Origin of the sequence: Pseudacidovorax sp. 1753, assembly GCF_040544975.1 — a bacterium.
Taxonomy (GTDB): Bacteria; Pseudomonadota; Gammaproteobacteria; order Burkholderiales; family Burkholderiaceae_C; genus Xenophilus.
Genome location: NZ_JBEPKY010000015.1, coordinates 54,954 through 80,954 on the forward strand (window position 1 = coordinate 54,954; position 26,001 = coordinate 80,954).

Below are 26,001 nucleotides of genomic sequence, written 5' to 3' on the forward strand. Positions count from 1 at the left end.
GGATGGGGCGGGCCGGATGCCTCGGACGATTCTAGGAAGGCGCAGGCCTTTCCGGCCAGCGGGTGCGCTCAGCGCTGCGGCATGTCCTTGTACGAATAGCCCAGGCTGACGGTGGCGTCCTCTGGAATGGGCGGCATGGTGGCGTTCCAGTCCTCCCACTGCTGGCGCATGGCGGCCAGGCGGGCGGGCTCGCGCGGCGCCAGATTGGCCCGCTCGCGCTCGTCGGCCGGGATGTCGAACAGGTAGTCGTGTCCGTCCACGCGCAGGTACTTCCAGCGGCCGTCGCGCAGGGCGCGCTGGCCACGGTGGTTCATGCGCCAGTGCAGCGGCCGCGCGAAGGTGGCGGCCGGGTCGCGCAGCACGGGCATGAGGGAGACGCCGTCCAGCGGATGGTCCGGGTCTGCGGCGACACCGGCGGCGTCGAGCATGGTGGCCGACCAGTCCATGGTCATGCACAGCTGCTCGCTGCGGCCGCCGGGGGCGATGGCGGCCGGCCAGTGGGCGATCCACGGCACGCGGATGCCGCCTTCGGTCAGGTCCATCTTGCCGCCGACCAGCGGCCAGTTGTCCGAGAAGCGCTCGCCGCCGTTGTCGCTGGTGAAGACGACCAGCGTGTTGTCCAACCGGCCGGTGCGGCGCAGGGCCTCCACGATCCAGCCGATGCCTTCGTCCATGTGGTGGATCATGCGGCGGTAGACGTGGATGTTGCCGCCGGCCAGGTCGAACAGGTTGTCCTTGACGGCGGGGGCGCGGCCGGCGTCCTCGCGCGTTTCCCAGGGCCAGTGCGGCGCGGTGTAGTGCAGGCTCAGGAAGAAGGGCGCCTCGCCGGCGGCCATGCGCTCGACGTAATCCACGGCGCGGTGGGAGAACAGGTCGGTGAGGTAGCCCTCGTCGTGCTTCTCTTCCTCGCCGAAGAACAGGTCGTGCGTGCCGCGGCTGTCGCAGTGGGTGAAGTAGTCCACCCCGCCCGACAGCGGCCCGAAGAACTCCTCGTAGCCCGAGCGCAGCGGCCCGAAGGCGGGCGGATAGCCCAGGTGCCACTTGCCGATCAGGGCGGTGCGGTAGCCGGCGTCCTTGAGCAGCGAGGGCAGGGTGGGGTGCGAGGGCGGCATGCCCAGCGTGTTGCTGCCGCGGCTCTTGCTGTTGATCGGCTCCTCGGCCGCGCCGCGCAGCCGGTACTGGTAGCGGCCGGTGATCATGCCGAAGCGGGTGGGCGAGCACACGGGCGAGTTTGCGTAGCCCTGGGTCAGCAGCAGGCCGCCCGCAGCCAGCTGGTCCAGCACGGGCGAGACCTTGCCGAAGGGCGCGTCGCGGCCGCCGTAGCAGCCCAGGTCGGCGTAGCCCAGGTCGTCGGCGACGATGAAGATGATGTTGGGGCGGCCGGCCCCGGGGGTGGCGGTGGCGTTCATGGCTGGTAGCCCGAGGTCTTGACGACGGGTGCCCATTGGGCGCGGAAGGCCTTGAGCATCGCCTCGGTTTCGGCGCGGGTGCTGACCACCGGCTGCATCCTGGCGTCGGTGAACTTGCGCTGGGTGTCGGGTTCCTGCATCACGTCGTGGATCTCGCGTGCCAGGCGGTCGGCCTTGTCGCGCGGCATCGAGGCTGGGGCGAAGAAGGCGTTCCAGCCCACGGCCGTGATGTCCAGGCCGGCTTCCTTGAAGGTGGGCACGTCGGGTGCGAAGGCCGAGCGCTTGGCGCTCGAGACCGCCAGGATGCGCACCTTGCCCGATTCATGCTGCGGCAGCAGCACGTCGAAGGTGTCGACGGCGATGGGGATCTGGCCGCCGATCAGGTCGGTCATCACCGTGGAAGAGCCGCGGTAGCCCACCACCTCGGTCTTGACCTGGGCCTTCTGGCCCAGCATGAGCGCGAAGAAGTGCGGCAGGCTGCCGGTGGCGGGCACACCCACGTTGGCCTTCTCGGGGTTGGCCTTCATCCAGGCCAGCAGGTGCGACAGCTGCTTGACCGGCACCGCGCTGCCCACCACCAGGCCGAACTCGTAGTTGTTGACGTTGGACAGCGGCTGGAAGTCGCGCTCCGGGTCGTAGCCGTTGTCCTTGAAGACCAGCGGCGCCACCACCATGACGGCCGGGTTGGCCACCATGATCACGTTCTGGCCGGCAGGCGTGTTCCTGACCTGCTGGGCGGCCAGGCGGCCACCCGCGCCCGCCTTGTTGTCCACCACGACGGGCACGCCCAGCTTGGCGGTGAGGCGGTCGGCCACGATGCGGGCGACGCGGTCGGTGGCGCCGCCGGGGGCATAGCCGACGACGATGCGCAGGGGGCCGTCAATTGCCGGCTGGGCGGAGACTGCGCCTGCCAGGGTGGCAAGGGCCAGGGCCGCCGCGAGGCGGTGGAATGTTCTGCGTGGGCTCATGGGTGACTACCGGATCGCTCGAAATGAAGCTCGCGCGACTGTAGGGCCGCCACAATCGATGGATCAGATCCATCATCCCTCGGATTTACCCCATGACCCGCCGTCCCGACGCGGCCTGCGCCCGTCCTGCCTCCCTCGATCCGCTGCTGCTGTATCGCATGTCGCGCGTCATCGCGGTGGCGGGCAGCATGGTGCTGCGGCTGTGCGAGGGGCGCTTCGGCATCACCCGGCGCGAATGGCGGTTGATCGCCACGCTGGCGGGCAAGGGGCCCATGGGCTCGTCCGAGCTGGCGCAGCAGACGCAGCTGGACCGGGTGCGCACCTCGCGCGCCCTCGGTTCGCTGGTCGACAAGGGACTCGTTCTGCGCGAGCAGGCCAGCGGTGACCGGCGGCATGTGGCCGTCGCGCTCAGCGAGCGGGGACAGGCGATCTATGACGCGCTCTACCCGCAGGTCACGGAACTGAACCGGCAGCTGCTGCAGGCCTTGGGCGAGCGACAGCAGCCCTTTCTCGACGGGCTGGACCGGCTGGAGGCCAGGGCGCTCGAACTGGCATCGCAGGCCGAGCTGCCCAAGGCACCGCGCGGGCGCAGAGCGGGCTGAGCGCTTCTTTCCAGCGGCGCTGCGCGGTCGCGCCGTCGTTGGCCGCAGCAGCGGCGCCGTCGAGGGTCAGACCGCGCCCGGCTGCACCGGCGGATGGGCACCGATGTCCTCCCCCGTCCGTTCGTGTCGGGCGCTGCCAAGGTCGCCTTCCACCCGCATGCGCGGCAGGAACTGCGGGTACTCGCGCTGCATGAAGTCGATCACGCCCTCGCGCACCCGGCAGCGCAGGTCCCAGGCCAGGCCGGAACTGGCGGCCGTGCACAGGATGCGCAGCTGCATGGTGCGCTCGGTGGCATCGGTCACCACGAGGTTGAAGAAGCGACCATCCCACTCGGGCGCGGCCTTGACCACGCGCTCCACCTCGGCGCGCAGCGGCGCCAGCGGCATCCCATAGTCCACGAACAGGAAGACCGAGCCCAGCAGCTGCGAGCTGTTGCGCGTCCAGTTCTGGAAGGGCTTCTCCATGAAGTAGTTCAGCGGAATGATCAGCCGCCGGTCGTCCCAGATGCGCAGCACCACGTAGGTGCCGGTGATCTCTTCCACGCGCCCCCATTCGCCCTCGACGATCAGCACGTCGTCGATGCGGATCGGCTGGGTCAGTGCGATCTGGATGCCCGCGATCAGGTTGCTGAACACCGGCTTGGCGGCCAGACCGCCGACGATACCGATCACGCCCGCCGAGGCCAGCAGGCTGGCGCCGACCTGGCGCGCGCCCGGAAAGGTCATCAGGGCCATGGCCGCGCCGATGATCACCGCCACCACCATCGCCGTGCGCGAGAGCACGCGCGCCTGGGTCAGGATGCGCCGCGCCGCCATGTTGTCGGCCACGTCCACCGGATGGCGGGCGATGATGCCGTCCGCCAGTCCGCCGATCAGCCGCACGACCAGCCAGGTCAGCGACACGATCAGCAGCAGCCCGTTGAGGTGGCGGATGTTGCCGATGAACTCCAGGTCATCCGGCGCGGCCTGCCAGACCGTCTGCAGGGCCAGCAACGGCAGCACGGCGCTGGCGGGCGCGCGGGCCGCCTGCACCACCATGTGGACCACCGGCAATGGTCGCGTCACGCGCATGAGCACGGCGCGCCCCACGCGGAAGATGACAAGGGCGATGACCACCGCCACCACGGCGGCGATCAGGGTCTGGGTCCAGGGCAGGGCCAGGATGGCTTGCAGGTTCATTCGGCATCTCCATGCGGCAGCGCAGGCGGTGGGCCGGCGCGGGCCGGCGACCGCAGTCAGGCGCTGCGGGGTTGCTGGGAAGGGGCTGCCGGCAGCATGGCGGGGTCGCGCAGGATCTGCGCCACATCCGCCTTGATCTGCATGGCAATGCCCGCGGCGAGGTCGAGCCGGCGCAACAGCCAGGGGCTGATGTCCTGATCGAAGGGGTCCGGCAGGGGCACCGGCCCGGAGGACAGCGAGGCCGCCGGGGCGGTATCCGGCGCATCCGCCAGTTCCGCCCGCTCGGGTGCGCCGGCGGGACGAGGCCCGATCGCCTCGTCGATACGCCGCGCGGCGCGCTCCAGGGGACCCTGGACCTGAGACGGATCCAGCCGGTCGTGCCGCAGCACGAGCATGGACTTCACCGCCGACAGCTGCGCCAGCAGCTGGTAGCTGTGAGCCTGCAGGCGCTCCAGCGGTTCCAGCGGCGGCTGTACGGCACGGGGCTCCGACAGCGAGCGCTGCGTCGCCTGCACCAGCGCCGAGAGGGCATCGAAGGCCTCCCGCCGCGCCAGCCGCCATTCCAGCTCCGGTGCCGTCTCCAGGGCATGCAGCTGGCCGAGCGACAGCGAGAGCCGCGCATGCCGGGCCTGCGCCGCCACCGTCCGCCGCACCAGGGCCGGAATCTGCGTGCGCTCCCAGGATGGCAGCACATAGCAGAAGGCCCACGCCAGCGCGGCGCCGATCAGCGTGTCGGCGATACGCTCCCCGAGCGCGAAGGTGGGCGCGGCGCCGGCATACAGCTGGTGCGCCTGAACCAGCCCCAGCACCGTGGCGGCCACGGCTGTCAGGGTGTATTTGCGCACCGCGAAGCCATGGGCGAAGGCCTGCGCCGCCGTCATGGCCAGCAGCAGCTCGACGGGGCCGGGATGGGTGGCCAGCAGTGCCACGGCGAACAGGCTGCCCACCAGCGTGCCGGCCACGCGCTGGTTGCGCCGCTCCAGCGTCTGCGCCAGGCTGCCGCGCAGCACCACCACGATGGTGAGCAGGATCCAGTAGTCGTGCGAGCCCCAGGGCATCAGCACGGCGATGACGTAGCCGGTGGCCAGTGCCAGCGCGGCGCGGATGGCATGGCGCAGCGGCGGTGCGTCCCAGCGCCAGAGCGCGAGGAAGGGCCGGATCGACCACTCGGTGGGACTGACGAAGACCTGCCAATGCGCGCGGACGACGGCCAGGTCGGGCGCCTCGTCGCCTCGCGCCAGGCGGGCGAGGCGCACCGTCTCATCGTTCAGATGGGCCAAGCGGTTGGCCAGACCGCGGGCCAGTTGGCCGGGGGAGGGGCCGCCGAAGGCCGCCGTCTCGTCGGCGTCCGCAGGGATGGCAGCCAACGCCTGCCGGCGGTCGGCGATGACCGCGGGCCGGCGCATCTGCAGCAGGGCATCGGCCAAGGCCTCGACGTCGTCGGCCATGGCCTCCAGCGCCTGGCGCATGGCCGCCAGCTGGGCGCCGTGGCGTGGATGGCTGCGCAGCGTCTCCAGGTCGAGTTCGCTGGCCAGCAGGTGGTCGCGCATCTCCAGCACCGTCATCAGCATGCCGGCCAGCCGCTGGCGGTAGGGCGTGCGCGGGGATTCGAAGACCAGGTCGCGGGTGGACTGCAACTGGTCGGCCAGCGCCGCCTGCGCGCGCAGCATGGCGCCGAGCGCCGGCGCGTCGACCTCGCGCACATCGCTGGATTCGTCCCGCGCGCGGAACTGCCGCGCCTGCGCCCGCATCAGCCCCGCCATCGACAGCAGCAGGTCGGCCATGTATTGCGTTCGGTAGCGGGCGTTGAGCACCAGGTTCATCAGCGTGGCGTAGACCACGTACAACGCCGATCCCAGCGCCATGTGCCCGGTGCGGGCCAGCGCCTCGGTGAGGCCGGAAGGTGGGCGCGTCGCCATCGAGAACACCATGGCCAGCATCAGCGCGATGGCGATGGGGATGCCGCGCTTGCCCCAGGCCATGGCCAGGAAGGCGAGGAAGGAGGCCGGCACCAGCAGCAGGCCGAGGCGCCCCGGCATGGTGTGCAGCATCTGCACCGCGAAGAAAAGTGGCAGGCTGAGCAGGGCCGCGGGCAGCAACTGGCGCAGCTTGCCGCGGCGAGGCGCCGCGCGGTCGGGGGGGCTGGCGACGATGACGCCTGTGGCCGCCGATGCGGCCGCTGCCGCACCCAGCCACAGATGCACACCGCCCGAGATCAACAGCAGGCCGAGGGCCACCGACAGCCCGTTCGTGACGTCGTGGCTGAGGGCGGTGCGCAGGCTTTTGCGCACCTGGGGACGGCCGGCCGTGCTCAGGCTCACGCGCCCGGATTGCCTTCGTTGCTTTCGGGGGCGCGCTTGACGCGCGTCAGCTTGCGGGGCGCGGCGGGGGCGGGCGCCGGTGCCTCGGCGCCGCCTTCGGCCTCGGCCTCTTCGGTGCCCAGGCCGACGGTGGAGCGGGCGTAGATGTCGGCCGAGTCGTCGGCGCCGGCGGTGCGGCGGCTGGGGTCGACCGAGCGGATGCGCTCGGTGGCGGCCAGCTTGTCGTCCACGCCGGCGAACTTGGAGTATTTGCTCAGGATCGGCACCAACTGGCCGTAGATGCGCGGCGTGCCGGCCAGCAGTTCGCGCTGGTCCAGGAACTCGCCTTCGCCGGTGAAGTTGCTGATCAGGCCACCCGCCTCGGTCACCAGCAGCGAGCCGGCGGCGGCGTCCCAGATGTTGAGGCCCGTCTCGAAGAAGGCCTCGGTGTAGCCGGCGGCCACATAGGCGAGGTCCAGCGCGGCGGCGCCGGGGCGGCGCAGGCCGGCAGCGCGGGGCATCAGGTCGGCCATGATGGCCAGGTACTGCTTGAAGTTGTCGCCGGTGCGGAAGGGGAAGCCGGTGGAGATCAGGCTCTCGGGCAGGCGGATGCGCTTGGACACGCGGATGCGCCGCTCGTTGAGGTAGGCGCCGCGGCCGCGCGAGGCGGTGAACAGGTCGTTGCGCGTCGGGTCGTAGACCACGGCCTGCTCGATCTTGCCGCGCACCGACAGCGCGATGGACACGCAGTACACGGGGAAGCCGTGGATGAAGTTGGTGGTGCCGTCCAGCGGATCGATGATCCAGACGTATTCGGAATCGCGGGCGCCGTGCTCGCTGCCCGATTCCTCGGCCAGGATGCCGTGGCCGGGATAGGCCGTCAGCAGCGTCTCGATGATGATCGCCTCGGCGGCATGGTCCACCTCGGTCACGAAGTCGTTCACCTGCTTCTGCGAGACGCGCACCGCTTCGACGTCGAGCGCGGCGCGGTTGATGATGGCGCCAGCGGCGCGGGCGGCCTTGATGGCCACGTTGAGCATGGGATGCAGGTTGGACGACATGAGTTGTGCGAGGAACGGGTGCGGGCCCGGCCCGCCAGAGACGCGTCCGGCGATGCGGACGGAAAAGAAGGCGCGCATTTTAGCGGGCAGCGCGTTCGTCGTTCTACAATGAGAACAATTCTCAAAAAGTCTGCATAGAACGTCTTTGATCGTCAGCCAGACCGGTCGTGCCGCCTGACGCGGTGCGCCTTCCGGGCCCAGCCAGCGATGCGAGGGTGCCGGCCTCCGTGCCGGCCTCCCTCGCGTGTCTTGCCTGGAGCCTTGTCCATGTTTCCGACCTGCCGGACCGCCGAGGCGGCCCTTGTCTCGGGGCGCGATGCCGCGCCTTTCCTTACTCGCCGGCGCGGCGCCGGCCCGTTTGCGCGGCCGCCGGTCCGCTCGATCCTGGGGGCACTCGCATCCCGGGCGCAGCCGGAGTTCGCGTGGTGAGCGGCGCGATGCCTCTGGCGCAGCAGTGGCTGTCCCGGGCTTGGCAGGCCGGCCCGGTGGTCTCGCGCATCGCCGCAGCCGTGGGCGGCGGCTATGCACTGGGCGCACTCACCAGCGTGGCCGCGCTCGCGCTGCCGGCGAGCCGTCCGCAGGCCGTGTTGGGCGGTGCGTTGGCGAGCTTCGCGGTGTTCGCGGCGGCGGTGATCTGGGTGTTCGCCGCGCGCAGCGCCACGCGGGCCTGGGTCGGGCTGCTGATCGCCGCGCTGCCACTGCTGCTGGCCAGCGCCCGGGTGTGGCGTTTGGGAGTGGGCGGATGAAGAAGCACGCCCCGCCCGCGCGCGGCCTGCGCCAGCGCATGTCCGACCTGCACATCTGGGCCGGCCTGCTGGTCGGCTGGCTGCTCTATGCCATGTTTCTCACCGGCACGGTGAGCTACTTCAAGGAAGAGATCTCGCAGTGGATGCGGCCCGAGGTGCCGCACCGCGCCGACCGCCCCGACCCTGCCACCGTGGCCGAGCGCGTGACGGCCGGCCTGCAGGCGCGCGCCCCGGACAGCACGCAGTGGAGCTTCGCGCTGCCCGACGACCGCAATCCCCTGGCCGACGCCTTCTGGCGCAAGCCGGCCGCGCAGGGGCGCCGCGCCTTCGAAAGCGCCAGCTTCGATCCTCACACCGGCCAGGTGGTGGCGGCGCGCGAGACGCGCGGCGGCGAGTTCTTCTACCGCTTCCACTTCCAGTTCCACTACATGCCGGTCCTGTGGGGGCGCTGGCTGGCCGGCATCTGCGCCATGTTCATGCTGGTGGCCATCGTCAGCGGCGTGATCACGCACAAGAAGATCTTCACGGACTTCTTCACCTTCCGATTGGGCAAGGGGCAGCGCTCCTGGCTCGACGCGCACAACGTGCTCTCGGTGCTCGGGCTGCCCTTCCACCTGATGATCACGTACACGGGCCTGGTGACGCTGATGCTGCTGTACATGCCCTTCGGCGAGCAGGCGGCCTTCAAGACGCCGGCCGAGCGCCGAACGCTCACCGCCCAGATGAGCGCCTTCGTCCAGCCGCAGACGCCCAGCGGCCAGGCGGCGCCGCTGGCGCCCATCGGGCCCATGGTTCGGCAGGTGCAGGCGCGCTGGGGCGCCGACGCCCTGGGGCGCGTGACCATCGCCAACCCGGGCGACGCGGTGGCGCGGGTGGTGGTCACGCGCGGCGACGAAGGCCGGGTGTCGGTCAGTCCGCAGTACATGCTCTTCGAAGGCAGCACCGGCCGCCTGCTGGAGGTCAGGGACCGCGTGGGCCCGGCCGCCGAAACTCGCGGCGTGATGTATGCCCTGCACCTCGGCCGCTTCAGCGATGGCTTGACGCGCTGGCTCTACTTCCTCGTCAGCCTGGCGGGCACCGCCATGGTGGGCACGGGCCTGGTGATGTGGACCGTCAAGCGCCGCGCCAGGTTGCCCGATCCTGCGCGGCCGTACTTCGGCTTCTGGCTGGTGGAGCGGCTGAACATCGCCGCGATCGCCGGCCTGTCCATCGCCATGGCCGGCATGCTGTGGGCCAACCGGCTGCTGCCCGTCGGCATGGCGCAGCGCGCCGAATGGGAAGTCGACGTGTTCTTCATGGTCTGGGGGGCAACCCTGGCCTGGGCGCTGCTGCGGCCGGCCCGCCGGGCCTGGATCGAACTGCTGTGGACCGCCGCCGCCGTGCTGGCGCTCCTGCCGGTGGCGAGCTGGCTGACCACCGGTCGCCACCTGCTGGCCAGCCTTCAGGCGGGCGACGGCGTGTTCGCCGGCATGGAGCTGACGCTGTGGGCCCTCGCCGCGCTGCATGCGGTGCTGGCCCTGCGCACGATGCGGCACCAGGCCCGTCTGCCCAGGCCGCGGGCATCGGCGAAGGCGGCTGTCCCGCGGACGCCGGCCGATGGGCTGGCTGCCGAAGGGGGCCGCTGATGCACGCGCTCGTCACTGCACTGCTGCTCGCCGGTTTCGCGCTACTGGCCGCGGCGATGGAGCGGCACCAGGACGACCTCTTCGGCCGGCCGCTGCCGGCCCGTCTCACCGCGCTGCTGCGGCTCGGAGGCAGCGCCGCGCTGCTGCTCGGCCTGGCCGCCGCCGTGCAGGCCTGGGGCTGGGCCGTGGGGCTGGTCGTCGGTTGCGGCCACCTGAGCGTCGCGGCCGGTGCGGTGGTGCTGGCGCTGGTGGCCTGGAACCGGCGCCACGGCCGCTGAAGGCGCGCGGCGGCATCACGGCCGCCGCCGCCATCCTCACTCCGCGATCCGGCTGCTGCTGTACTGCGGATCGGCCTGGATTTCCGCCTCGGTGAACGGCACCTTGAGCCACTGCTTGGCGCTGTAGCGCCGGGTGTAGTCGCCGTTGTGCGGCGAGGCCGGATCGTCCGATTGCGAGAAGGTCAGGAAGGTGTGGGCCTGCACGCCCGCCGCGTCGAATTGCACCACCTGCATGTAGCTGTTGCCGTTGGGGTCCCCGTCCATGCTGTAGCCGCCTTGCTCGATGCGCTGCTCGGAACAGGCGATGGTGAAGTAGCCGACATTGCCGCAGCCGCCATAGAGCGGGATGCGCACGCCGCCGCGGGTGGCGAACAGCGTCTCTCCCCGCGGCGCATTGAGCGCGAAGCCACTGGCCTGGATCGCCAGTGTGGCGGCGCCCATCGCCTGACGCAGGCTGGCGGCGGCCGCGGGCTGCAGGTCGCGCGGCGTGTTCAGCGGGTCGGCGGCGTCGAAGGGCACGGCCCACAGCGCGGCCGCGCCGAGCTTCTCGGCCCGGCGCCAGAACTCGTCCCATACATGCGCGCCGCGGGCGTCGGCGTTGCCGGTGGAATCCCAGTTGCGCAGTTGGTCGCAGGCGGCAGCGATGTCCACCGTGCGCGCCGGGGAATAGGTCTGGCCGGTGGCGGCATCGGCGCTCACGCTGACCGTGGTGGGCGCGGTGCAGGCCAGCGTCAGGGCCTGGCTCTTGACCAGCTCCGCGCTGAGCACGCGGCTGCCCAGCACCATGCGCTGCACGATGTCGGGCGTGGCGCGGTTGCCGGCATAGCCGTCGGTGCCGGCCAGTCGTGCGCGGGCCATCAGGTGGCCCATGCGGGTGCGCAGCGACTGCGCCTCCGTGCCGGTCGGGCCGATGATGGACGGATAACCCGTGAGTGGCGCGTCCGGGTTGGCCAGCCAGTAGCTGTCGTTCATGTTGGCGACGTAGTCGTCGCGCAGCAGCCCGGGCATCTGGGTGGCCGGCAGGGCCCCGGGCTGTGCGGCAGCGGGGTCGACCGTCCAGTTGCACGCCGAGCGCGAGCCGTCCAGCACGGGCACGCGGGGCAGGGCCGCCGCCAGCGCGGCGCTGAACGGCGTGGCGCAGGCCGAGAGCTGCGCCGGCGGCACATTGGGCATGGCGCCGATGTCGCCGTACCAGGCCTGGCTGCTGCCGCGGCCTACCGCCACGGTGTTCACCCAGGGGATGGACGATTCCTCCTTCTGGATGGCGATCAGCTCGTCCAGCGACTTCGCCGTGTTCCAGCGCATCCAGGTGCGGAACAGCCGGTAGTTGTCGGCATTGATGTCGCGGATGGCGAAGGCGCTGGTGGCCGACCACGCCAGCGCCGGGTTGAGCGTGCCCAGGTTGACCATGGGCCCGTACTCGCTGCGGTAGAGCGTGCGGGTGACGGGGGCGCCGTCCTTCACGGCGACGGTGATGCGCTGGGCCGTCATCTTCACCTTCTGGCCATCGCGCATATAGGCCGTGGGGTCGTCAGAGGCCAGTGTCAGCTGGAAGAAGCCGAAGCGGCGCGCCGTTGAGACTGTGTGGCTCCAGGCCACCCCGCTGTTGAAGCCGATGAGGATGACCGGGATGCCCAGGAAGGAGCTGCCGCTCACGTCCAGCTCGCCCGGGATGGTCAGCTGCGCCTGGTAGAAGCGGTCGGGCCCGCGCCAGTACCAGTGGGGGTTGCCGAACAGCACCGGCCCGCCGCCGGTGGCCGCGCCTCCGAAGCCGTACATGTTGCTGCCCACCCCGGACTCGCCGCCCACTTCGAGCGCGGGCGCCGCAATGTTCTGCGGGCGCAGCACGGCGTACTGCCGGGCAGGGCTGCGTAGCGTCCGGCGGGTGGTCGTGATGGGCGCCGGCGGCTGGGCGTTGGCGATGGCCGAAAGGAAGTTGCTGTAGCCGGCGGCAAAGTTGGCCTGGTACATCCGGCGCCACAGATCGGCGGTCGTGACCGTCGTGACCCAGGCCTGGTCGCGGCAGGCTGCGTGGCGACCGGGACTGCCGCCCGACTTCAGCTCGCGCACATAGCGGTTGTAGCCGGCGGTGAAGCCTTCCACCATCTGCAGCAGTTTGGCGGGCTGGGCCGCCATCACGGCCTGGATGCGGGCGTCGTCCATCACCTGGCGGTGGAAGAAGTCGGAGTCGATGTTCTTCGGACGGCCGATGGTGCCGCTGGTGGTCACCTGCGCATCCGCGCCCAGCCAGCGCGAGCGCTCGCCGCGGTAGGTGAGGAAGGCATCCGCCATCGTGCACAGCGCATCCTGCGCCTGGGCATAGCCGTAGCCGTAGCCCACGCCACCCCAGTCGGCGGCCTTGATGTGGGGAACGCCCAGCGCGGTGCGGCGGATTTCGGCCTGGTAGGCAGCCGCAGGCGCCGGGGCTGGCGAGGGGGCAGGCGCGGGCGCGGGAACGAAATGGCTGGTGCCGCCGCTGCCGCCACAGGCGGCCAGCGAGGCGATGGCAAGCAGGGTCAAGGGCCGCAGATGGCGGCCGAGCGAAGGGGTCACGGTGGTCTCCTGTTTCTTGTTGGCGGCGTCTTGGCACGCCAGCCGGCAGCGTAGGGCGTCGCACATCCGGTGGCTTGTACATAGCCGCTACTCGGCGGGGCGGCGGCGGGCCCGTGCGGTCCGGACGCCCTCCGATGGGCCGGCCTTGCGCGTGCAGGATCAGGTGGGCCAGGCGCGTGTGGCCGCGTCGTCCACCGAGAGCTGCACGCGGCGCGGGTCGGCGAGGAAGGAGGGCGCGAGCCCGAAGCAGGACTGGAAGGTCCGGCTCATGTGCGCCGAGTCCGAGAAGCCGCCGGCCAGCGCCACCTGGGTCAGCGGTGCGCCCTCGCGCATCTGCTGGATCGCGCGGCGGATCTTGGCCCACAGGGCATAGCGCGTCACCGACAGGCCGGCCTGCTCACGGAAGAGGTGCGTGAGCCGGTCGGCCGACAGGCCCGCGATCTCGGCCAATGCAGGCAGGGGACATGCCTGTGGATCGCGGCGGATGGCCGCAGCCACTCGGCAGACGCGCGGGTCGAGGTTGCGCGTGCCTCCCGGGGCTGGCGGCGCGGCGCTGCCGACGATCCGCCGTAGCGCCTCATCGCACAGCGTCTGCAGCTGGATGGCATCGAGCTGGCCGTGCACGGCCCCTTCGCATGGCTGCGCCAGAGGCGCGAGGATGTCGGGCGCCAGCACGTGAATGCGGTTGCTGCCGAGCCGTTTGGCCAACAGACGATGGTGGAGGGCGGCGGGGTCGATGTTGAGCGACAACAGCCCCCAGCGGCTTACGTCCAGGCGGCGGGCCACCAACGGCGGCACCCAGGCGGCGCTGGCCTGTACCCGCTCGCCATGGCCGGACACCAGCGTGAAGCTCCGGCCGGGAGGTGCGATCAGCACCGTGCCGCTCGCGCGGGCGGTGAGGCCGGAGGCGATGGCGTGAGTGGCGTAGAGGAAGCGGTCTTCCCAGAGATGCAGGTGCGCGTCGGACACGGTGAAGGAGCGAAGCCCGCTCGGAGTGTGCGGTCGCGCCCCTTCCTGGTGCGTCGGCAGAAACCCCGGGGCCGGGGCCCCCGCGTGTCAGTCGCCGAAGGATGCGGCGAGCGGCACGTCGATGACGATGTCGCTGCGCGCCTCGGCCACGCAGGGCAGGATCCAGCCTTCCGCGCGCTCCTCGCGGGTCACCCCCGGCCATTCGATGGTGTGCACCACCGCGCCTTCGCGCACCTGGCACAGGCAGGTGCGGCAGGTGCCGTTGCGGCAGGAGCTCGGCAGCACCGCGCCCGCGTCCTCGGCCGCGCGCAGCAGGCTCCGGCCGGCTTGCGCGGTGAAGCGAAGGCCCGAGGGCTGGATGAGGACGCTGTAGGACATGGCAGCAAGCAGGGGAGGGGCGCAGTGTAGGGGCGGGGGCGACCCGCGCCGGGCGGCGACAATGGCGGCCCGATTTTTTAGAAGTTCTGAATGTCTCCGTACGAAGTCTGCCCCGCCGAAACCCGTGACGCCCGTGCCATCGCCGAGATTCACGCTGCCGCCGCCCGGGCCGCCTACCAGGGGCTGGTGCCCGACGACCAGCTCGACGCGCTGGTCGCGCCCGGCACCCGCGAAGCCAAGTGGCGCCAGGCCATCGAATTCGCCGAGCCGCAGGTGCTGGTGGCCGTGCAGGGCGACCAGGTGGTCGGCTTCGTCGGCTTCGACCGCTCGCGCGATCCCAAGACGCCGCCCACCACCGGCGAGATCTGGGCGCTGTACGTGCATCCCGACCATTGGGGCAAGGGCGTGGCCCTGCAGCTGTGGGATGCTGCCACCGAAGGCCTGGAGGACGAGGGCTGCACCACCGTCACCGCCTGGGTGCCGCTGCGCAACGAGCGCGCCCTCAACTTCTTCGAGCACCAGGTCGGCTTCAAGCGCGACATGAAGACCGCCAAGACCACGGCGCTGAACAGCACCGTGCGCATCGAGGAAGTGCGGCTGAAGCGCACGCTGGGTTGACGTCTGCGCTGACGCAGGACCGGCACGCCGCCCCTTAGGCTCCTGCGCGCAGCGAGCTTGCGCTGTGCCCCTGACCGAGAACTCCCCGCATGGCCTCCAGTCTCCTCCTGTTGCTCGACGACATCGCCACCGTGCTCGACGACGTGTCGGTGCTCACCAAGGTGGCGGCCAAGAAGACCGCCGGTGTGCTCGGCGACGACCTGGCGCTCAATGCTCAGCAGGTGACGGGCGTCAAGGCCAACCGCGAGTTGCCGGTGGTCTGGGGCGTGGCCAAGGGCTCGCTGCTTAACAAGGCCATCCTGGTGCCGGCGGCGCTGGCCATCGCGTCGTGGCTGCCCTGGCTGATCACGCCGCTGCTGATGGTGGGCGGCGCCTTCCTCTGCTTCGAGGGCGTCGAGAAGCTGGCCCACAAGTTCCTGCACAAGGGCGAGGATGCCCAGGCGCGCCGCGAGCATGTGCAGGCCATGGTGGAGGGCGGCGCCGATCCGGCCCAGTTGGAGAAGGACAAGATCAAGGGCGCCATCCGCACCGACTTCATCCTGTCGGCCGAGATCATCGTGATCACGCTGGGCGCAGTGGAAGGCCAGCCATTCCTCACCCAGTTGACGGTGCTGGCCGCCATCGCGGTGTTGATGACCGTGGGCGTCTACGGCCTGGTGGCCGGCATCGTCAAGCTGGACGACCTGGGCCTTTGGCTCACCCGCCGTTCCGGCGCACTGGCGCGCGCCGTGGGCCGCGGCCTGGTGGGCATGGCGCCTTGGCTGATGAAGGCGCTGTCGGTGCTGGGCACTGCCGCGATGTTTCTGGTGGGCGGCGGCATCCTGGTGCACGGCGTGCCGGCCGTGGCCCATGCGGTCGAGGGTTGGACCCACCCATTCGGCGGATTGCCGGGCACGCTGCTGGGGCTGGCGGCCAATGCGGCCATCGGCATCGTGGCGGGGGCGGTCGTGCTGGCGGTGGTCGAGGTCGCCAAGCGGTTCAAGCCGGGCGCATGAGTGCGCTGGCCGGCGGTGGGTGCAGGCTCGGCGCTCAGCGGCGCCGGCGCCATAGCGCCACGCCCATCAGCGCCACGCCGAGGATCACCGCGAACCAGCCGACGGTCTGGGCGCCGCCGATCATTTCGCGCCAGCCCGGCGACTTGAGCCACATGGGCGCCAGCAGCACCACCACGCCGATGAGGGCGCACATGGCACCGCGCATCAGCATCTGGTCGTCGTTCTTCTTGGCCATGGAATGGGGTCTCGGAAGGGAAAGGAGCTGCCGTGCGGACGAAAAAAAGCGCGGACGTGCCGCGCTTTCGCCATCTGGCAGGCCGATCAACCCTGGTGGGCGCGCTTGCCCGGGTTCTTCTTGCTGCGGGTGGCAGTGCCGCGTTCCAGGCTGCGCTTCTGCCCGCCGCCGCTGCGCATGACGATGGCGCCCGGCAGGGGCTTGGTGGCCTTGCGGTCGGCTTCGGTGACGATCTTGTTGCCCATGGTGAGTACTCCTTGCTGGACGAGGTGACGAAAATGCGAAACCCCATATTGTGGCGCCTCGCGCCAGGCTTCTGGGCGCGCGACCGTGCAGGGGCTGCCGGATTGCGCTCCAATCGCGCGGCGGCGCCTGTGTCGCCACGCACTTTCCGCATGACTTTTCCTCGTCTCTCCCACCCCGCCTCGCCTGCTTCCTGCCTGGCCGCTGCGCTGTTGGCCGGCGCGATGGCCGGCATGGCGCCGCCCGCCCGGGCGCAGGCCGATGTGCGCGACTTTCCGGCCGCGGCGCTGCGGTTGCTGCAGGCCGAGCAGGCCGCCATCGACCGCGCCGTGGCCGAGCGCGACCGCGACCAGTTCGAGGTCTCCATGGGCCGCACCCTGGCCTTCACCGAGGCCTGGGATTTCAAGAGCCATGCCAACCCGGCCCTGGCGCCTTACGCCGCCTGCACCGAGGCCATTGCCGACCTGCACGTCGTGGGCCTGTGCCGCATGCTGCCCGCCGCAGAAGGCTGCCAGCCTTCGCCCGCGCCACGGCTGGCCGACAACATCAACCGCTGCCGACAACAGGCCACGCCATGAACACCACTGCTTCCCGCCCGCCCATCGAGATCGAGACCGGGCCCAAGCCCTGCGCCACCGTGCTGCTGATGCATGGCCTGGGCGCCGATGGCAACGACTTCGTCCCCATCGTGCGCGAGATGAAGGAGGCATTGGCGCCCATCGGCCCGGTGCGCTTCGTCTTCCCCAACGCGCCGGTCCAGCCCGTGACCATCAACGGCGGCTACGCCATGCCGGCGTGGTACGACATCCTGGGCCCCGGCCGGCCCGAAGACGAGGCCGGCCTGCGCCAGTCCATGGCCACCCTCGAGGGCCTGCTGGCCTGTGAGCGCGAGCGCGGGATTCCGAGCGAGCGCACGGTGATCGCCGGCTTCTCGCAGGGCTGTGCCATGGCGCTGCTCACCGGCCTGCGGCATGCGTCGCCGCTGGCCGGCATCGTGGGCCTGTCGGGCTACCTGCCGCTGGCGGACCGCACGGCGGCGGAGCGTCATGCGGCCAACCAGGCCACGCCCATCTTCCTGGCCCACGGCACGCGCGACAACGTCGTGGTGTTGCCGCGCGCCGAGCATGCGCGCGACACGCTGCTGGGCCTGGGCCATGCCGTGGAATGGCATGCCTATCCCATGGAGCACAGCGTGTGCATGGAAGAAATCGGCGACATCGCCGCCTTCCTGCAGCGTGTTTTGGCCTGAGTCAACGCTGCTGCCGCACGAGGACGAGGGGCCCTGAAAAGGGCGAGAGGACCCTCGGCGGCAGGACTCGGCGGCCGGTGTTACCGTCCGCCCCGATCCCCAGATTTGAGACGATGCACATGAACAGACTTCAACAACGTCTGGGCGGCCTGGCGCCGACCCGGCTCCAGGGCATCCGTCGCGGCGTCGAGAAGGAAAGCCTGCGCGCGCAGCCGGATGGCAAGCTCGCGCTCACGCCGCATCCGGCCGCGCTGGGCAGCGCGCTCACGCATCCGCACATCACCACGGACTTCAGCGAATCGCAGCTGGAGTTGATCACCGGCGTGCATGCCGATGTCGACGCCTGCCTGGCCGAGTTGACCGAGGTGCACCAGTTCACCTACCGCGTGCTGCGCGAGGCCTGCGGCGAAGAAATGATGTGGGTCTCCAGCATGCCCTGCGGCCTGCCGTCGGACGAGACCATTCCGCTGGGCCGCTACGGCACCTCCAACGTCGGGCGCGCCAAGAGCGTCTACCGCATGGGTCTGGGCCACCGCTATGGCCGGCGCATGCAGACCATCTCGGGCATCCACTACAACTGGTCCCTGCCCGAGGTGTCGAGCGAGGACTACTTCGCGCTGATCCGCAACTTCCGCCGCCAGGCCTTCCTGCTGCTGGTGCTGTTCGGCGCCTCGCCGGCGGTGTGTGCGAGCTTCGTCGAAGGGCGACCGCATGCGCTCGATCCCATCGGCGACTACACCATGCACAAGCCCCATGCGACCTCGCTGCGCATGGGCCGCCTGGGCTACCAGAGCGAGGCGCAGGCCTCGCTGTTCGTGAGCTACAACGGGCTCGACGGCTACGGCGCCTCGCTGGCCGATGCGCTGACGCGGCCCTATGCACCCTACGAGGCCATCGGCGTGCGCAATCTGGGTGGCGAGTACAACCAGCTCGCCACCACGCTGCTGCAGATCGAAAACGAGTTCTACGGCACCATCCGGCCCAAGCGCGTCATCTTCCCGGGCGAGCGTCCGCTGCATGCCTTGCGCGAGCGCGGCGTCGAATACGTGGAGGTGCGCCTCATGGACCTCGACCCCTTCGAGCCGGTGGGCATCAGTGCACAGACCATGCGCTTCCTCGACGTCTTCCTGTTGCAGTGCCTGCTGCGCGAAAGCCCGCCCGACAGCCGCGACGAGATCGTCGAGATGAAGCACAACCAGCATCTGGTGGCCGAGTCCGGCCGCCAGCCCGGCCTGACACTGCGCCGCGGCGGTCAGGAAGTGCTGCTGGCCGACTGGGGCCGCGAGATCCTGTCCGAATGCCGGCCCATCGCCGAGGCCATGGACGCAGCCCTGGGCGGCGGCGAGGCGCATGCACGCGCCGTCGAGGCGGCCGTCCAGTCGCTCGCGCAGCCCGACACGCTGCCGTCGGCCCGTGTGCTGCAGGCCATGGCGGCCTCGCATGCGGATTCCTTCACCGGCTTTGTGATCGAGCGCTCGCGCCAGTCGCAGCTCGCGTTGCTGGACATGCCCTGGACGCCCGAGCAGCAGGCGCGTTACGAGGCCATGAGCGCCGACTCCGTCCAGACCCAGCGGCAGATCGAGGCCGCCGACACGATGCCCTTCGAGGAATACCGCCAGCAGTACACCTCGCCGGGCCGGCTGGGGCTGCGGCCGGTCAAGGGCGACGTGCTGCTCGCCATCTGAGCCCAGGGGGCGCTGGGCGTCCCAGTTCTCCCAGTCACGAATCCGTCACAACCCTGAGCGCCAATCGGGGCGGCCCGCCGCACGGTGCGCGGGCCACAACGACGGATGAAGATGAGCAAGAGCACACGACATGCAATGAGGGGTTGGGCGACCGTGGCGGGCACGAGCCTGCTGCTGGCGGCCTGCGGGGGCGGTGGCGGCAGCAGTGCCTGGGTGCCGGTCACCGGCACTTCGTCGAGCGGCGGCAGCACCGCGGGCAGCGGCAACACCGGCACGGGCGCCTCGACGCCCAACGCCACGACCGGCTTCTTCCTCGATGCCGCCGTCGAAGGCCTGGACTACCAGGCTGGCAGCGCCACCGTCGCCCAGACGGATGCGCAGGGCCGCTTCCAGTGCAAGCCGGGCGAGACCGTGCGCTTTCGCGCCGGTGCGCTCGAACTCGGCAGCGCCGCATGCGGCAGCGTGGTCACCCCGCTCACCCTGGCTGGCCTGGCCAATGGCGCCGTCGGCGTGCAGGCCGACGCCGTGGTCAACCGGCTGCTGGCGCTGCAGTCGCTCGATGACGACGGCGATCCGTCCAACGGCATCCGCCTGACCTCCGAGCTCAAGGCCCGCCTCAAGGCCGGCGCGCTCGACTTCTCGGCCACGGCCGCCGACTTCAACACGTCGCTGCAGACGCTGCTGGCCGGCCTGCCGGCGCCCTGGGCGGCGCGCACCGTGGACGACAGCCGCCGCCTGCTGGCGCGGGAGCATTTCGAGAACACGCTCGCCGCCGCCGTGGGTACGCCCGTGGCCTTCCCGTACACGCAGAGCAATGCCCTTGGCACGCTGGGCGTGACCGTGACGCGCTACCAGCTGATGGCCGACGGCAAGTACTACGTGCCCTACGAAGGCACGCAGGCGGCCGTCCGGGCCGACTTTCCGATGGGCTTCCTGCCCGCCTATGGCTCCGGCCTGGCCTTCAAGGGCAAGGCCGACGATGGCGCGCTGGAGTTCTATGCCGTGACCGACCGCGGCCCCAACGGCGACGGCCCCACCGTGCCGGTGCCCGGCGACACCAGCGGTGCGACCAGCGTCAGCAAGGTCTTCCCGGCGCCTTCCTTCACGCCCAGCTTCGGCCTGATCCGCGTGGGCAAGGGCGGCGCCGTGCTGGCATCGAGCACGCCACTGCGCGTGGATGCGCAGACCAAGGTCACGGGCCTGCCGCCCAAGGCGGGCAGCGTAGGCTCCACCGGCGAGATCCCGTTGACCGACACCTATGTCTTCGATGCGACCAAGTCGGGCTTCGACGCCAACGGCCTCGACCCCGAATCGATGGTCTACGACAAGGCCCGCAACGTGCTGTGGACCAGCGACGAATACGGCCCCTTCGTGGCTCGCGTCAACATCGCCACCGGCGTGATCGAAAAGAAGTACGCGCCGGGCAACGGCTTGCCGGCCATCTTCGCCAAGCGGCGGCTGAACCGCGGCATGGAAGGCCTGACGCTGGACGTGGCCACCGGCCGTCTGCATGGCTTCCTGCAGAGCCCCATCGATCCCAAGGACGCCAATGGCAAGTCGCTCAAGGCCAAGCCGCCGGGCGGCAGCAACACCGACGTGCGCCACATCGCGAAGTTCGCGCGCTGGGTGGAATTCGATCCGGCGACGGAGACTTCGAAGTCCTATGCCTATCCCATCGATGGCTCGGCCTATGACAAGGACCGCACCGGCAACGCCAAGCTGGGCGACGTGGTCAGCCTGGGCAACGGCCGCTTCATCGTCATCGAGCAGGGCGCGCGCAAGAGCGACGGCAGGGTGATGAACAAGCTGATGCTGGTGGTGCTGCCTGCCGGCGCGACCGACATCGCCGCCATGGACGAGAACCTGGAGATCAGCAGCATCACCCAGGCTGCTTCCAACGGCGCGAACTACGCCAGTGTGGTGCCGATGCAGAAGACCGAGTTGCTGGACCTCAACGCCCTCGGCTGGCTGGCCGAGAAGGCAGAAGGCCTGGCGCTGGTGGACGACAACACGCTGGCTCTGGTCAACGACGACGACTTCGGCCTGTCGACGGTGCTGCTGGATGCCAACGGCAACAAGGTCGACGGCAGCGTCGAGGACTGCACCTTCGACGCCAGCGGCAACATCGTCAGCGGTTGCCCGACGGGCATGGTCAAGGCCCGCATCACGCGCGGCAGCGACCTGGAGCGGCCGACGCGCGTCTGGTTCATCAAGCTGGACCGCGCGCTGTCGGGGCTGCGACTGCCGAGCTGATCCTGCGGGCAGGGCCGGGGTTCACTCCCTCTCCGCTTGCGGGAGGGGGCCCACGGCGGCCCATGACGGACCGCTTGCGGCCAGGACATGCCGCAGGACCCTTGCGGCCCTCCCGGCGTTCAGCCTGCCCGGGTCGGCCACCCCTGCAGATGCCGCTCGGCCAACTGCGTGAGCGCGGCCATCCAGTCGGCGTCCTCGTTCAGGCAGGGGATGTAGTGGAAGGCCTCCCCGCCCGATTCGAGGAAGGCCTCGCGGGCCTCCATGGCGATCTCTTCCAGCGTCTCCAGGCAGTCGGCCGGAAAGCCCGGGCACATCACGTCCACGCTCTTCAGGCCCTGCTTGGCCAGCTCGCGCAAGGTGGGCTCGGTGTAGGGCTGCAGCCATTCGGCGGCGCCGAAGCGCGACTGGAAGGTGGCGCGCCAGGCGTCGGCAGGCAGGCCCAGCCGTGCGGCCAGCAGCTCAGCCGTGCGAAGGCATTGCTGCTCGTAGGGGTCGCCCAGCTTGATGTTGCGCGCCGGGATGCCGTGAAAGCTCATCACCAGCATGGCACCGCGTCCGTGGGCCTGCCAGTGGCGCTCCACGCTGCGGGCCAGCGCATCGATGTAGGCCGGATCGTCGTGGTAGTCGGCCACGAAGCGCAGCTCGGGCACGCGCCGGGCCCGGCCGCACCAGGCGTTGACGGCGTCGACCATGCTGGCCGTGGTGGTGCCCGAGTACTGGGGATAGGCCTGCAGCACCAGCACGCGATGGATGCCGGCGTCCGCCAGCTGCTGCAGCCGCGTCTCGACCGAAGGTTCGCCATAGCGCATCGCGTGCAGCACCTGGACCTGCCCATGTCCGGCCCGGGCGAGGCCTCCACCGAGCAGCCGGGACTGCGCCTCGGTGTGCACGGCCAGTGGCGAGCCCTGCGGCGTCCAGACGGTGGCGTACTTGGCCGCGGACTTGGCGGGGCGCACGCGCAGGATGATGCCGTGCAGGATCGGCAGCCAGGCGGCGCGCGGGATCTCGACCACGCGCGGATCGCCCAGGAACTGGGCCAGGTAGGGCCGCACGGCGGCGGCAGTGGGGGCGGCCGGCGAGCCCAGGTTGCACCAGAGGACGGCCGCGCCGGCGGAAGGGGACGAAGGAAGCATGCGGTATTCTGGTGCATGCCCGAGACATTCACGGCCGGCCTGGACTTGCCGCGCATCGCCGCCATCACCCTGGACCTGGACGACACCCTGTGGCCCGTGTGGCCGACCATCGAGCGCGCCGAAGGCGTTCTGCATCAATGGCTGCAGCAGCATGCGCCACGCACGGCCCAACTGGTGGCCTCGCCAGCCGAACTGCGCGCGCTGCGCATTGCCACCGAGAAGGAGCGCTCCGACCTCGCGCACGACCTGGCCGCCCTGCGGCGCGAATCGATCCGCCTGGCCCTGCGCCGCGCCGGCGAGGACCCGGCCCTGGCTGAGCCCGCCTTCGAGGTCTTCTATGCCGAGCGCCAGCGCGTGGTGCTGTACGAGGACGCGGCCCCGGCCCTCGACTGGCTGGCCGCACGCTATCCGCTGGTGGCGGTCTCCAACGGCAATGCGGACCTGGCGCTCACCGGCGTGGACCGCTGGTTCCGCGGCGGGTTGAGCGCCTACCGCTTCGGCACCGCCAAGCCGCATGCGGCCATCTTCCATGCCGCGGCCGCGTCGGTGGACGTTTCGCCGGAGCAGGTGCTGCATGTGGGCGACGATGCGGCGCTCGATGTGACCGGCGCCCTGAACGCCGGCATGCAGGCCGCCTGGCTGGTGCGCGACGAGCGTCCGTGGGCCGAAGGCGCACGGCCCCAACTGATCGTGCCCGACCTGCGCGCGCTGTGCGTGGCGCTCGGCGCCTCGGCCGACCTGCGCTGAGCCGCGGGCGGCACCCCGGGGAATCCCTCGGATTTTTCGGGAACCTTTGCGCCGGGCAGGCGCACCCACTGGCGGCCGCGCTGGGACGCGGCCGCTTTTTTTCCCTTTTTCACTCCTCTTTCGACAAAGGACCGATTCCGATGATGTTCACCCGCTCCCTGCGCCGCTCGACCCCCTCCCTCGTGCTGATGCTGCTGCTGATGCTGGCCACCGTGTCGACGGCCTGGGCCCGGGAAATGGTCAGTGCCGCGCGCGACGGGACCATGCTTCGTGCCGGCCCCGGCACGAAGCACGAGGCGCGCTGGAGCGTGGACCGCGGCTATCCGCTCGAAGTGCTGCGCCGCCAGGGCGGCTGGCTGCAGGTGCGCGACTTCGAGGGCGATCGCAGCTGGGTGGCCCGTTCGGTCACCAACCGCCAGCGGCACGTGGTGTCGACCGCCGCCCGACTCAACATCCGCGCCAGCGCCAGCCTCAAGGCGCGCATCCTGGCCGTGGCCGAGTACGGCGAGGTGCTGCGCGTGATGGGCAGCCAGGGCGACTGGCTCAAGGTGCGCAGCAGCCACGGCCGCGTGGGCTGGGTGTCGAAGAAGCTGACCTGGGGCTACTGAAGCGCTGCGGCCGCGGCCAGCCCGCTGCGCACCGCGCCTTCGAGCGTGGCGGGGTAGGGGCCCTCGACATGGTCGCCGCAGGCCAGCAGGCCCGGCGCCACGGCCATGGTCGGCCGGACCAGGCCCGGTCGGCAGGCGAAAGTGGCGCGCTTCTCGACCACCGTGAGCACGGGGTCGAGCCCCTGCCAACCGAGTTGCGTGGCCGCCTGAATCAGGACCTGGGCGGTGAGCGCCTCCCGGCCGGCACTGCACGCGCTGCAGACGAAGGCGGCCAGGCCCGGCTGGCCGCGCAGGCGCTGCAGGTCGAAGACGAACTGGGCCGGCCGATCGGCGTCGGCATGCAGTGCGCGCAGCGGCGGCCCCTCCGCGAGCCCGTGTGCATGGCGCACATAGACCGTGCCGATGGGCACATGGTCCAGCGCACGCGCCGTGGTTGCCCAGGCGGGCGCTATGGCCTCGACCAACCGCGCGCCTTCCCAGGCGGAAGTCGCCAGCACGACCCGGTCGAACGCTTCGCCGTCTATGCACCATCCCCCGGCTTCCCGCCCGAGTTCATCCACCCGGGTGCCCAGGCGGATCGTCGCGCCTTGGGCACCCAGCCAGGCGGCGGCCGCATCGGGCAGCAGCGCGCCCAGATCGACGCGCGGCAAGAGCAGGTCGGCACCGCCACGTTCGCCGAACAGGGCATCGCGCAGCACACGCAGGAAGACGGCGCCGCTGGCTTCGTGCATGGGCGTGTTGAGCGCGGACACGCACAGCGGCTCGACCAGCAGTTGCTGCACGGCCGGCGCGAGGTCCCGGCACAGGTCGGCGACGGTGGCGGCGGGATCGCAGGCGAAGCCGGCCCCGCGCCAGCGCCTGGCGGTGCGCAGCAGCGACAGCTTGTCGCGCCAGGTCCATCCGCGCGCGGTGGCGATGGCGACGGCCAGGTCCAGCGGTGGCGGCAGGCCCGCGGGCACGCGCAGCCCGCGGCCGTCGGCATGGCGCATGTCGAGCGGCTGGCGCAGCAGCACGGCCTCGGGCGCGATGTCCAGCTCGCGCATCAGGCCCAGCGTGGCGGTGTAGGCGCCGATCAGGATGTGCTGGCCGTTGTCCAGCGGCAGGCCGTCCGCGTCGACGCGGCGCGCGCGGCCGCCGAGCTGGCGAGCGCTTTCGAAGACGGTGACGCGGGCGCCGGCGCGCGTCGCGGCGACGGCGCAGGCCAGGCCGGCCCAGCCGGCGCCGATGACGGCGAGCTTCATGCGGGCCTGCGCAGCGGCACAGGCGCCCCGACGCCTGGCGCCATGCCGTGCGGTGAGCGCCGAGCGGCCTTCACAGCCGGCCCAGGGCCTGCACCTTCCACGCCAGCCACAGCTTGCGCAGCGGCGTCAGGCCGATGCGCTGGTCCAGCACCTTGAAGTCTTCCGACTCGATCTCTCGCAGCAGCGTGCGGTAGATGCTGGCCATCATCAGCCCGGGCTTCTGGCCGCGGCGGTCGGCGGCCGGCAGCAGCGCCAGCGCTTCGTCGTAGGCCGCATGCGCGCGCTGCGCCTGGAAGCGCATCAGCGCCACGAAGCGCTCGGAATGCACGCGGCCCAGCACCTCGTGCGCCTTGACGTCGAACTGCTGAAGCTCGTTGACCGGCAGGTAGATGCGGCCGCGCCGCGCGTCCTCGCCCACGTCCCGGATGATGTTGGTCAGCTGCAGTGCCAGCCCCAGCTTGTGGGCGTAGGCGGTGGTGGCGGGGTCGGTCTGGCCGAAGATGCGCGCCGCCACCTCCCCCACCACGCCGGCCACCAGGTGGCAGTAGCGCGCGAGGCCGGGGAAGTCGAGATAGCGCGTCTGCTGCAGGTCCATCTCGCAGCCTTCGATCACCTGCTGCAGCTGCACCGCCTCTATGCCGAAGGCGGCGGCATGCGGCATCAGGGCCTTCATCGCCGGATGGCGGGGCTCGCCGGCGAAGGCCTGGGCCACCTCGGTGCGCCACCAGGCCAGCTTGGTGGCGGCCACGCCGGGGTCGGTCACCTCGTCGACCACGTCGTCCACCTCGCGGCAGAAGGCATAGAAGGCGGTGATGGCCGCACGGCGCTCCGGCGGCAGGAAGAGGAAGGCGTAATAGAAGCTGCTGCCCGAGGCGGCGGCCTTGTCCTGGACGTATTGCTCGGGGGTGCTCATTGGGCGCAGGCGG

The 26,001-nt window shown here is 70.9% G+C and carries 25 protein-coding genes; 12 read left to right on the plus strand and 13 right to left on the minus strand.

Annotated elements, in window-relative coordinates:
- Positions 1 to 68: 68 nt before the first annotated feature.
- A complete protein-coding gene (locus tag ABIC63_RS19140) occupies positions 69 to 1,409 on the minus strand; it encodes a sulfatase family protein (RefSeq protein ID WP_354320972.1) in 1,341 nt (446 codons plus the stop codon).
- Positions 1,406 to 2,377: a Bug family tripartite tricarboxylate transporter substrate binding protein gene (locus ABIC63_RS19145; protein WP_354320973.1), complete on the minus strand. Its 972-nt coding sequence runs from the start codon at positions 2,375 to 2,377 to the stop codon at positions 1,406 to 1,408. Before ABIC63_RS19145 ends, ABIC63_RS19140 begins: the two co-directional genes overlap by 4 nt.
- Positions 2,378 to 2,469: 92 nt before the next feature.
- Between ABIC63_RS19145 and ABIC63_RS19150 the strand changes: the two genes are divergently transcribed.
- Positions 2,470 to 2,979, plus strand: a complete 510-nt coding sequence (locus ABIC63_RS19150; RefSeq protein ID WP_354320974.1) for a MarR family winged helix-turn-helix transcriptional regulator — start codon at positions 2,470 to 2,472, stop codon at positions 2,977 to 2,979.
- 66 nt (positions 2,980 to 3,045) lie between these two features.
- Here the strand turns inward: ABIC63_RS19150 and ABIC63_RS19155 are convergent, their stop codons facing one another.
- The 3 genes from ABIC63_RS19155 to ABIC63_RS19165 are packed head-to-tail and all read right to left on the minus strand — an operon-like array spanning position 3,046 to position 7,519.
- Complete coding sequence (locus tag ABIC63_RS19155) at positions 3,046 to 4,158, minus strand: mechanosensitive ion channel family protein (RefSeq protein WP_354320975.1); 1,113 nt, start codon at positions 4,156 to 4,158, stop codon at positions 3,046 to 3,048.
- Positions 4,159 to 4,214: 56 nt separating this feature from the next.
- Positions 4,215 to 6,479 (minus strand): FUSC family protein, encoded by a 2,265-nt coding sequence (locus ABIC63_RS19160; RefSeq protein ID WP_354320976.1) that lies wholly within the window; start codon positions 6,477 to 6,479, stop codon positions 4,215 to 4,217.
- Positions 6,476 to 7,519: an inositol monophosphatase family protein gene (locus ABIC63_RS19165; RefSeq protein WP_354320978.1), complete on the minus strand. Its 1,044-nt coding sequence runs from the start codon at positions 7,517 to 7,519 to the stop codon at positions 6,476 to 6,478. Before ABIC63_RS19165 ends, ABIC63_RS19160 begins: the two co-directional genes overlap by 4 nt.
- A 437-nt stretch (positions 7,520 to 7,956) precedes the next feature.
- Here ABIC63_RS19165 and ABIC63_RS19170 point away from each other — a divergent pair, with 437 nt between their 5' ends.
- The 3 genes from ABIC63_RS19170 to ABIC63_RS19180 are packed head-to-tail and all read left to right on the plus strand — an operon-like array spanning position 7,957 to position 10,168.
- Entirely contained in the window at positions 7,957 to 8,265 is a 309-nt protein-coding gene (locus ABIC63_RS19170; RefSeq protein ID WP_294373260.1) for a DUF3649 domain-containing protein, read from the plus strand.
- Positions 8,262 to 9,890, plus strand: coding sequence for a PepSY-associated TM helix domain-containing protein (locus ABIC63_RS19175; RefSeq protein WP_354320979.1), 1,629 nt, complete (start codon positions 8,262 to 8,264; stop codon positions 9,888 to 9,890). Before ABIC63_RS19170 ends, ABIC63_RS19175 begins: the two co-directional genes overlap by 4 nt.
- Entirely contained in the window at positions 9,890 to 10,168 is a 279-nt protein-coding gene (locus ABIC63_RS19180) for a DUF3325 domain-containing protein (RefSeq protein ID WP_114802928.1), read from the plus strand. Before ABIC63_RS19175 ends, ABIC63_RS19180 begins: the two co-directional genes overlap by 1 nt.
- A 36-nt stretch (positions 10,169 to 10,204) precedes the next feature.
- Here the strand turns inward: ABIC63_RS19180 and ABIC63_RS19185 are convergent, their stop codons facing one another.
- The 3 genes from ABIC63_RS19185 to ABIC63_RS19195 all read right to left on the minus strand — a co-directional run bounded on the left by ABIC63_RS19185 (position 10,205) and on the right by ABIC63_RS19195 (position 14,068).
- Positions 10,205 to 12,721, minus strand: coding sequence for a penicillin acylase family protein (locus ABIC63_RS19185; protein WP_354320980.1), 2,517 nt, complete (start codon positions 12,719 to 12,721; stop codon positions 10,205 to 10,207).
- A gap of 159 nt (positions 12,722 to 12,880) precedes the next feature.
- Positions 12,881 to 13,690, minus strand: coding sequence for a helix-turn-helix domain-containing protein (locus ABIC63_RS19190; RefSeq protein ID WP_354320981.1), 810 nt, complete (start codon positions 13,688 to 13,690; stop codon positions 12,881 to 12,883).
- An 87-nt stretch (positions 13,691 to 13,777) separates the two neighbouring features.
- Complete coding sequence (locus ABIC63_RS19195; RefSeq protein WP_294373101.1) at positions 13,778 to 14,068, minus strand: 2Fe-2S iron-sulfur cluster-binding protein; 291 nt, start codon at positions 14,066 to 14,068, stop codon at positions 13,778 to 13,780.
- 90 nt (positions 14,069 to 14,158) lie between these two features.
- Here ABIC63_RS19195 and ABIC63_RS19200 point away from each other — a divergent pair, with 90 nt between their 5' ends.
- Together ABIC63_RS19200 and ABIC63_RS19205 are read left to right on the plus strand one after the other, a co-directional pair.
- A complete protein-coding gene (locus ABIC63_RS19200; RefSeq protein ID WP_294373103.1) occupies positions 14,159 to 14,686 on the plus strand; it encodes a GNAT family N-acetyltransferase in 528 nt (175 codons plus the stop codon).
- An 89-nt stretch (positions 14,687 to 14,775) separates the two neighbouring features.
- Complete coding sequence (locus tag ABIC63_RS19205; protein WP_354320982.1) at positions 14,776 to 15,681, plus strand: DUF808 domain-containing protein; 906 nt, start codon at positions 14,776 to 14,778, stop codon at positions 15,679 to 15,681.
- Between the two features lie 34 nt (positions 15,682 to 15,715).
- On the opposite strand, the gene ABIC63_RS19210 is transcribed toward ABIC63_RS19205, so the two are convergent.
- Positions 15,716 to 15,916 carry a hypothetical protein gene (locus ABIC63_RS19210; RefSeq protein ID WP_294373107.1) on the minus strand — a complete coding sequence of 67 codons (201 nt, stop codon included), beginning with the start codon at positions 15,914 to 15,916 and terminating at the stop codon, positions 15,716 to 15,718.
- A gap of 86 nt (positions 15,917 to 16,002) precedes the next feature.
- Positions 16,003 to 16,161 carry a hypothetical protein gene (locus ABIC63_RS19215; protein WP_017759941.1) on the minus strand — a complete coding sequence of 53 codons (159 nt, stop codon included), beginning with the start codon at positions 16,159 to 16,161 and terminating at the stop codon, positions 16,003 to 16,005.
- Positions 16,162 to 16,311: 150 nt separating this feature from the next.
- On the opposite strand from ABIC63_RS19215, the gene ABIC63_RS19220 reads away from it, so the two are divergent.
- The 4 genes from ABIC63_RS19220 to ABIC63_RS19235 all read left to right on the plus strand — a co-directional run bounded on the left by ABIC63_RS19220 (position 16,312) and on the right by ABIC63_RS19235 (position 21,346).
- Positions 16,312 to 16,737 (plus strand): hypothetical protein, encoded by a 426-nt coding sequence (locus ABIC63_RS19220; RefSeq protein WP_354320983.1) that lies wholly within the window; start codon positions 16,312 to 16,314, stop codon positions 16,735 to 16,737.
- Positions 16,734 to 17,408 (plus strand): alpha/beta hydrolase, encoded by a 675-nt coding sequence (locus ABIC63_RS19225; protein ID WP_294373111.1) that lies wholly within the window; start codon positions 16,734 to 16,736, stop codon positions 17,406 to 17,408. The genes ABIC63_RS19220 and ABIC63_RS19225 overlap by 4 nt, the downstream gene beginning before the upstream one ends.
- A gap of 119 nt (positions 17,409 to 17,527) precedes the next feature.
- Complete coding sequence (gene gshA, locus ABIC63_RS19230; RefSeq protein ID WP_354320984.1) at positions 17,528 to 19,093, plus strand: glutamate--cysteine ligase; 1,566 nt, start codon at positions 17,528 to 17,530, stop codon at positions 19,091 to 19,093.
- 135 nt (positions 19,094 to 19,228) lie between these two features.
- Positions 19,229 to 21,346, plus strand: a complete 2,118-nt coding sequence (locus tag ABIC63_RS19235) for an esterase-like activity of phytase family protein (protein ID WP_354320985.1) — start codon at positions 19,229 to 19,231, stop codon at positions 21,344 to 21,346.
- Between the two features lie 119 nt (positions 21,347 to 21,465).
- On the opposite strand, the gene hemH is transcribed toward ABIC63_RS19235, so the two are convergent.
- Positions 21,466 to 22,479 (minus strand): ferrochelatase, encoded by a 1,014-nt coding sequence (gene hemH, locus ABIC63_RS19240; RefSeq protein WP_354320986.1) that lies wholly within the window; start codon positions 22,477 to 22,479, stop codon positions 21,466 to 21,468.
- Positions 22,480 to 22,494: 15 nt separating this feature from the next.
- Here hemH and ABIC63_RS19245 point away from each other — a divergent pair, with 15 nt between their 5' ends.
- Positions 22,495 to 23,226 (plus strand): HAD-IA family hydrolase, encoded by a 732-nt coding sequence (locus tag ABIC63_RS19245; RefSeq protein ID WP_294373119.1) that lies wholly within the window; start codon positions 22,495 to 22,497, stop codon positions 23,224 to 23,226.
- Positions 23,227 to 23,369: 143 nt separating this feature from the next.
- Positions 23,370 to 23,834 (plus strand): SH3 domain-containing protein, encoded by a 465-nt coding sequence (locus ABIC63_RS19250; RefSeq protein WP_304303528.1) that lies wholly within the window; start codon positions 23,370 to 23,372, stop codon positions 23,832 to 23,834.
- Here ABIC63_RS19250 and hpnE read toward each other — a convergent pair.
- Both hpnE and hpnD read right to left on the minus strand, forming a co-directional pair.
- Entirely contained in the window at positions 23,828 to 25,075 is a 1,248-nt protein-coding gene (gene hpnE / locus ABIC63_RS19255) for a hydroxysqualene dehydroxylase HpnE (RefSeq protein WP_354320987.1), read from the minus strand. The genes ABIC63_RS19250 and hpnE overlap by 7 nt on opposite strands.
- Before the next feature lie 70 nt (positions 25,076 to 25,145).
- The gene (gene hpnD, locus ABIC63_RS19260; protein WP_294373124.1) at positions 25,146 to 25,988 is read right to left on the minus strand and encodes a presqualene diphosphate synthase HpnD; all 843 of its coding nucleotides are present in this window, start codon (positions 25,986 to 25,988) and stop codon (positions 25,146 to 25,148) included.
- Positions 25,989 to 26,001: the final 13 nt, after the last annotated feature.

What these genes read in the sequence shown, in the direction of transcription:
- ABIC63_RS19210 (WP_294373107.1), bottom strand. Translation starts at nt 15,916, where the DNA reads ATGGCCAAGAAGAACGACGACCAGATGCTGATGCGCGGTGCCATGTGC.
- ABIC63_RS19235 (WP_354320985.1), top strand. Translation starts at nt 19,229, where the DNA reads ATGAGGGGTTGGGCGACCGTGGCGGGCACGAGCCTGCTGCTGGCGGCC.
- hemH (WP_354320986.1), bottom strand. Translation starts at nt 22,479, where the DNA reads ATGCTTCCTTCGTCCCCTTCCGCCGGCGCGGCCGTCCTCTGGTGCAAC.
- ABIC63_RS19195 (WP_294373101.1), bottom strand. Translation starts at nt 14,068, where the DNA reads ATGTCCTACAGCGTCCTCATCCAGCCCTCGGGCCTTCGCTTCACCGCG.
- ABIC63_RS19245 (WP_294373119.1), top strand. Translation starts at nt 22,495, where the DNA reads ATGCCCGAGACATTCACGGCCGGCCTGGACTTGCCGCGCATCGCCGCC.
- ABIC63_RS19145 (WP_354320973.1), bottom strand. Translation starts at nt 2,377, where the DNA reads ATGAGCCCACGCAGAACATTCCACCGCCTCGCGGCGGCCCTGGCCCTT.
- ABIC63_RS19175 (WP_354320979.1), top strand. Translation starts at nt 8,262, where the DNA reads ATGAAGAAGCACGCCCCGCCCGCGCGCGGCCTGCGCCAGCGCATGTCC.
- gshA (WP_354320984.1), top strand. Translation starts at nt 17,528, where the DNA reads ATGAACAGACTTCAACAACGTCTGGGCGGCCTGGCGCCGACCCGGCTC.
- ABIC63_RS19225 (WP_294373111.1), top strand. Translation starts at nt 16,734, where the DNA reads ATGAACACCACTGCTTCCCGCCCGCCCATCGAGATCGAGACCGGGCCC.
- ABIC63_RS19215 (WP_017759941.1), bottom strand. Translation starts at nt 16,161, where the DNA reads ATGGGCAACAAGATCGTCACCGAAGCCGACCGCAAGGCCACCAAGCCC.
- ABIC63_RS19220 (WP_354320983.1), top strand. Translation starts at nt 16,312, where the DNA reads ATGACTTTTCCTCGTCTCTCCCACCCCGCCTCGCCTGCTTCCTGCCTG.
- ABIC63_RS19205 (WP_354320982.1), top strand. Translation starts at nt 14,776, where the DNA reads ATGGCCTCCAGTCTCCTCCTGTTGCTCGACGACATCGCCACCGTGCTC.
- hpnD (WP_294373124.1), bottom strand. Translation starts at nt 25,988, where the DNA reads ATGAGCACCCCCGAGCAATACGTCCAGGACAAGGCCGCCGCCTCGGGC.
- ABIC63_RS19250 (WP_304303528.1), top strand. Translation starts at nt 23,370, where the DNA reads ATGTTCACCCGCTCCCTGCGCCGCTCGACCCCCTCCCTCGTGCTGATG.
- hpnE (WP_354320987.1), bottom strand. Translation starts at nt 25,075, where the DNA reads ATGAAGCTCGCCGTCATCGGCGCCGGCTGGGCCGGCCTGGCCTGCGCC.
- ABIC63_RS19150 (WP_354320974.1), top strand. Translation starts at nt 2,470, where the DNA reads ATGACCCGCCGTCCCGACGCGGCCTGCGCCCGTCCTGCCTCCCTCGAT.
- ABIC63_RS19140 (WP_354320972.1), bottom strand. Translation starts at nt 1,409, where the DNA reads ATGAACGCCACCGCCACCCCCGGGGCCGGCCGCCCCAACATCATCTTC.
- ABIC63_RS19155 (WP_354320975.1), bottom strand. Translation starts at nt 4,158, where the DNA reads ATGAACCTGCAAGCCATCCTGGCCCTGCCCTGGACCCAGACCCTGATC.
- ABIC63_RS19200 (WP_294373103.1), top strand. Translation starts at nt 14,159, where the DNA reads ATGTCTCCGTACGAAGTCTGCCCCGCCGAAACCCGTGACGCCCGTGCC.
- ABIC63_RS19165 (WP_354320978.1), bottom strand. Translation starts at nt 7,519, where the DNA reads ATGTCGTCCAACCTGCATCCCATGCTCAACGTGGCCATCAAGGCCGCC.
- ABIC63_RS19180 (WP_114802928.1), top strand. Translation starts at nt 9,890, where the DNA reads ATGCACGCGCTCGTCACTGCACTGCTGCTCGCCGGTTTCGCGCTACTG.
- ABIC63_RS19170 (WP_294373260.1), top strand. Translation starts at nt 7,957, where the DNA reads ATGCCTCTGGCGCAGCAGTGGCTGTCCCGGGCTTGGCAGGCCGGCCCG.